3 protein-coding genes are annotated in these 6,000 nt (G+C 34.8%); 2 read left to right on the forward strand and 1 reads right to left on the reverse strand.

Annotated elements, in window-relative coordinates:
* Positions 1-723 precede the first annotated feature (723 nt).
* On the reverse strand, positions 724-1,914 hold the full coding sequence (locus tag ACQKOG_RS17905; RefSeq protein WP_370079465.1) for a DHH family phosphoesterase: 1,191 nt from the start codon (positions 1,912-1,914) through the stop codon (positions 724-726).
* 563 nt (positions 1,915-2,477) lie between these two features.
* On the opposite strand from ACQKOG_RS17905, the gene ACQKOG_RS17910 reads away from it, so the two are divergent.
* Positions 2,478-4,127 (forward strand): pyridoxal phosphate-dependent decarboxylase family protein, encoded by a 1,650-nt coding sequence (locus tag ACQKOG_RS17910; protein ID WP_427447721.1) that lies wholly within the window; start codon positions 2,478-2,480, stop codon positions 4,125-4,127.
* Positions 4,105-5,802, forward strand: a complete 1,698-nt coding sequence (locus ACQKOG_RS17915) for a methyl-accepting chemotaxis protein (RefSeq protein WP_370079467.1) — start codon at positions 4,105-4,107, stop codon at positions 5,800-5,802. Before ACQKOG_RS17910 ends, ACQKOG_RS17915 begins: the two co-directional genes overlap by 23 nt.
* The last annotated feature ends 198 nt before the right edge of the window (positions 5,803-6,000 follow it).

The following is a 6,000-nucleotide window of genomic DNA, read 5'->3' on the forward strand; positions in this document are numbered from 1 at the left end:
TTTAGATGTTGTTGAAACAATTGTATGTACGAAATTAAGGCGTCATATAAAGTATGGCTTTTCAGAAAAACGAGGGGGGTGATTTCCGTTCCGGCTGGGCACTTCCCGGTGGCGTCCGATGAGCCGCTTCGCTTCGCCGCAGAGTCTCCGGCCATCAGATGTTTTTTGCGCGAAAGCGAAGCGACAGCGGCAACGTGTTTTGTCTGCGCGACAGCGAAGCGACAGCGGCAACAGCACAATGTCACGAAGGCGTTATCACATTATGTGATGGTTTTAGCCTTCGCTCCTCTATTGTTAATCCCCAAGGAGTCGCCCAGTCTCCACTCCAATCAACTGATTTACATGACGTACGTTTTAACAAAATGTCATCCAACTTTTTAGTTTTACCGGAACACTTTCAGGATTTATCATCCAACTTTTGAATTTCATCGCCTAACTTTCACGTTTTATCACCCAACTTTTGAATTTTATCGACATCTACCTTCCAAAGAGCAAAAAAAGATTCACACACAAAACTGTGCGTGAATCCTTTTCTTTATGTCGCCCATCCAATCAACTAATTCACATAGCATGTATTCTGTGATAAAACGCAACTTTAGCAAAAGAGTTTTATCTAAGCGAAAGTGAGTAGCTTGGAACGGAAATCATCCTTATTTACAACACCACAACATTCACAAAATTCCCTTGACTATTTACCTTTTCACAAGGAGTAATATATATCCCTTACTCTTGATGACGAACCTTTTTTGCTTCTTCCATTAAATAATCTACAAATAACTCATCTTTCACTAACCATGCTTGATAATTTCTTTTTAAAAACCATTCTGCTTCATAAAAACTTGTAAAGATTTGATCTAACGGGATTTTATTTTTTTCAATGATCCAATCAAAATCACTTATTGAATATAGGAGGAAAAATTCTCCCTTAAGGTTTTTATACATTGTCCCAAAAGAAGAGAACCTTAAATTATAGCGATTTCGTTTCGCATCCTCTGGTATTGGTGCTATATGAAATATTTGTGCCACATACTGCTCATAAGCTTCATCAGTCAAAGAGCAACCAGCTGCTTTTTGATGCCCTCCCCCTCCGAATTCTGCTGCAATAGCCGAAACATCTATATGATCATGAATCGTACGAAATGAAATTCTTTTGCCACCCATATTTAAAATAGCTATAAAATCAAGGTGTACATTTTCTTTTCCCAATTCATTACCAAGCTCTGAATGATACGATTCTGCATAAACCACACCTGTAAAATATTCTCCTATCGATGTTTGCACTAACTCCCTTTTTTTCCGGCGGATGTACCGTTCTATCTTCTCCTCTTCCATTTTTAAAATTTTCTTTTCAAATTCATCAAAGTCAAAATGTTTGCTAGTCTTTAAACGTTCAAGCATTTTTTCTTCAAATTCTTCGATTGATACTAAAAAAAAGAGTGCATTGAGTCTACGCGCTTGTTGATTATCATTCTTTTCCCATTCCCACGTATCGTACTGTCTGACTAACTCTACAAATTCTGTGATGGAATTCTTTTGTTCTAAATATCCATGTGTAACAAGATATTGATAAAATAAAGACGTTGCTGATGTTAAATAGCCCTTTTCATCTTCTATTAATACTTTACCCCATTCATAATCGTTCAAATGAAAAGCCGTTTTATGATGATCAAGTAATTGAACATTACCCGTGGCGATATAATAATCATTTAATCTCCTTTCATTTTCCTCATTGGGAGATAAATCGGTAATAAATAAAAATGTATCTTGTTCGTTATTGTCTAAAAAAAACTCAATTTCGCGGTCCAACGTTGAAATTGAATTGTACTTTACCTTCACTTGATCTTGAAAGGCAAGCTTGGCTAATATCCCGCAACCTACTCCATCTAAATCATTATGCGATAGCAATTTATACATTTTTTCACCTCAATATTAGTATGGTTTATCATTGAAAAATTATCGGTATTGTAAGGCTGTTTATATTGAAAAAAATTTACTTACTAAAAATTTCAACGAACCTCTTTTCACATTTTGATATGCTCCCCATCAGCTAGACAGATGAAAAACTTATGTAGATTATTATTCTTTGACTAAAAGCAGATTAATACCATATATCACCGTTAATAGTCATAAAGCATTAAAACGTTCACCAATTATAAATAAATTAAAATCATTTTCTGAATAGTATTTATGTTTTTACCTCCTCATATCACTTCCCCATCATTAGCTTTGCAACAAATTATTAAAAGAGGTCATATAAATCCTTTAAATTCAACGTTTACAAACATAATCTATCACAATATTTCCCCATATATTTCACCTCAAATTAAATCAGATTATTTAGAAATGACTGAAATTAATTATCCTATAAAATATAAACTCATTTTTTTGTTATAATATGTTATTATAATTTTAGTAAAACGACCTATTTTTGCTAAATAAGAAAATAAAGGAAAAATGAACTAAAAAGGACGATGAACATGAAAAAAATCCAGCAATTATTCCAAAGCGAAGATGGTAATATCGAACAAAGAGAGAATTTTTTATCCCTATTAGAGAAAATCGTTTCATCTTTAGATGATTTAAAAAACCCACAAACAACAACTCTTGGACCAATGAAAGAGCGCTCTGACAATTTCTATAAAGAGTTAATGCAAGAAAATCAAGTACCAACTTCAGGTGTCGGACTTGAACAGGTTGTGAATGATTTAACACAATTGATGCAAGGACATCCTTACCATACACGTAACTTTGTAACAAATGTTTTACCAATGGCTAGCATTCCCGGTATATTAGGTCAATTTACGAATGCTCTGCTTAATGGTAACAATCTATGGGATGTATACGGACCAGCTGCAGCAGAATGTGAGGTAAAGGTAGTAGCAATGATGTCGAAGTTAGTTGGCTACGACTATACTCAAAGCTTTGGTTACACAACGTGGGGTGGACAAGGGGCTGTTTTCAGTGGGCTTCGTCTTGCGATTGCTAAACAATTCCCTAACGCAAAAGAAGATGGCGTACCAAATAATTTATATTGCTTTGCTTCAGAAAATGCTCATTACAGCTTATTAAAATCAATTGAAGCAGTCGGCATCGGTAGCAAACATTTAATTCGTATTAAAGCTGGCAAAGACCATTCAATGGATATCGAAGACTTACGTATGCGTATGACTGAGGTTATCGAAAATGGTGGTATTCCAGTGTATGTAGTTGCTACTACAGGCGCTACAGATCAATTTGCTATTGATGATGTACAAGCAATTAAAAAAGTTACAACTAACCTGGAACAAAAACATTCCTTAAAACCTATACATATTCACGCTGATTCAGCTTTAGGTGGTTTTTACGCATTTTTCAACGATTATGATTTTAAGGCAAATCCACTTCAGTTAGAGACTAATGTTTTACAAGCACTAGAACAAATTAAAGAACGTATGCAATATCTACCTATTGCAGATAGTCTTTGCTTCGACTTCCAAAAGCTTGGTCAAACACCTTATTTAACAAGCTTATTCTTAATAAAAGAAGGAAAACATCTACAGCTATTAGATATCGAGGACTTCGACACACCTTATGTTGGTAATCGAGGCTATGGTTCTTATCATACAGGCTATACTCTAGAGTGCTCTCGTATGGGTAGTTCAATTGCTATTTATGCTGCATTACAGGCGTTTGGTAAAGAAGGCTACCAACAAATATTAGCTAATTATGTGCGTGTAAACTTAGCGTTCCGTACGCAGTTAGCTGAGAAAACTCCAATGTTACAAGTAGTCAATGCGTCTAATATTGGACCAGTTACAGCCTTCCGTTTGTATCCTGAAGGCTTTAATTGGAAATCTGAACAATCAGGTAGCTATACGCAAGATCAGATTGAATATATTAATGGTCTTAACGCTTCATTATTTGAAATTATAGGAGAAGGTCGCGACGAAGTATTTTTCGGTGATACGACACGTGTTTGTACTGTCAATACTAGCGATACAACACAACAAATTCCAGTCGCTGCTGCAAAATTCTTCTCAATTTCTCCTTATACAGAGACAGAACATATTAGTGATATGGTTCATTTCTTACAGCAAAAGATAAAAGTATTGGAGGCTGCTAAAGTTGAGTATAGTCAAAAAATTTAAGAGCTCTTTACTCTATAAATATATTGCGAGTTTTACTATTCCAATTGCTATTATTTCAGTAATATTTAGTATCGTATTATTTGTTACATCTTATCGGATTATCGATAATAATGTTATTACACAATTTGAGTCATCATTAGAGGTTATATCTCATACAATTTTTGATGATATAGACAAAAATGACGTCAAAGCTGCAGATGATGGCGATAAGGATAAATATGATGAAATATTAAATGAATTAAATGAAACACTTAAAGAGTATGAAATTGAAAATGCTTACGTTCTTTCACGTGCAAATGGCAAAGAACATATTGTGGCATTAAGTAATAAAGACGATTATCAAGAGGACTATGCTTTTAGTGAAGACATGAATGAAGCGCTAAATACTGGAACCATTCAATCTAGTGATATTTATAAAGATGAATACGGTATTCATAAATCGATTTTTATACCATTTAAAGATACTGATATTCTTTTTGGTTTAGATATGGACGCTTCCTTCATTTCTAAACTTCAAACAGAGACTCTTTGGATTTGTATCATCATGACTGTGATGTTTTTGATATTCGGTATTATTGTGGCTTATATCATTAGCAAAGGCATTATAAAACCAATTAAAAATATGACTAACTATGTTGGTAAGGTGGCACAAGGAGACTTAGCTGTTGAACCACTTCAAATAAAGGGTTCTAATGAAATTGCACAGCTCTCTTCAGGCATTGAAAATATGACAGCAGATTTACGCTCTCTTATTCAGCAAATTGCTGAGAATGCTGAGCAAGTAGCTGCTATGTCTGAAGAGTTATCGGCAGGCTCTGAGCAAACAAGTGCATCTATTCAACAAATTACATCTTCAATGCAAGAAGTAGCTTCAGGATCAGAAAAACAAACTTCTTCTATTGAAGAAGTAGAAAATCATATTACGACAATCTCCACAAAAATGTCAGAAGTTGTATCGAGCGTTAATGATGTCACTGCTAAAGCATCTAGTGCATCTTCTATTTCAGAAAAAGGCAATACAACGATTCAAAGTGCTACAGAAAAGATGGCCATAACATCTAATGCTATTCAAGAGACTTCGGAAGTTGTGAAACGTTTAAGCACATACTCAAATGAGATCGGCGACATTGTAACCTTAATTAATGAGATTACGGATCAAACAAATTTACTCGCTTTAAATGCATCTATTGAAGCAGCACGTGCTGGTGAGCATGGTAAAGGCTTTGCAGTTGTAGCTGAAGAAGTGCGTAAACTTGCAGACCAATCTTTAGCAGCGACGAATAATATTCGAACACGTATTGAAACAATTAAAGAAGAGTCTGTGCAAGCTGTAAAATCTATGGAAATTAGTAGTAGTAATCTTGCAGAAAGCTCTACTACCTTTAATGAATCAGGTGAAGCTTTTAAAGAAATATATTCGCATATTACTTCACTAACTCAAGAAATGGGTTATGTCAATAATATCATTTCAAATATTAACGATGGGGTTAGCAGCATTGCCATTTCTGTAGAGACAGTTGGTGTAATAGCCGTTCAATCATCTGGAAACATTCAAAATGTGGCTGCTGCTTCTGAAGAACAATCAGCTAGTATTGAGGAAATTACTGCGTCTTCAAATAATTTAGCTGAGATGGCACAGCAACTTCGTAATATCATACAAAAATTCCAGTTATAAAAATAACTAATGACAAAAATCCGCTATACTTTTTGTAGGTAAGTTTTCTACCAACAAAAGTTTAAGCGGATTTTTTTCATTAACTCAACAATTATGCCTCGGCTAATTGTTGCTGTCGCTTCGCTTTCGCACAGATAAAACCTTGTTGCTGTCGCTTCGCTTTCGCACAGATAAAACCTTGTTGCTGTCGCTTCGCTT

The organism is Lysinibacillus sp. NPDC093216 (assembly GCF_050280325.1).
Lineage (GTDB): Bacteria > Bacillota > Bacilli > Bacillales_A > Planococcaceae > Lysinibacillus.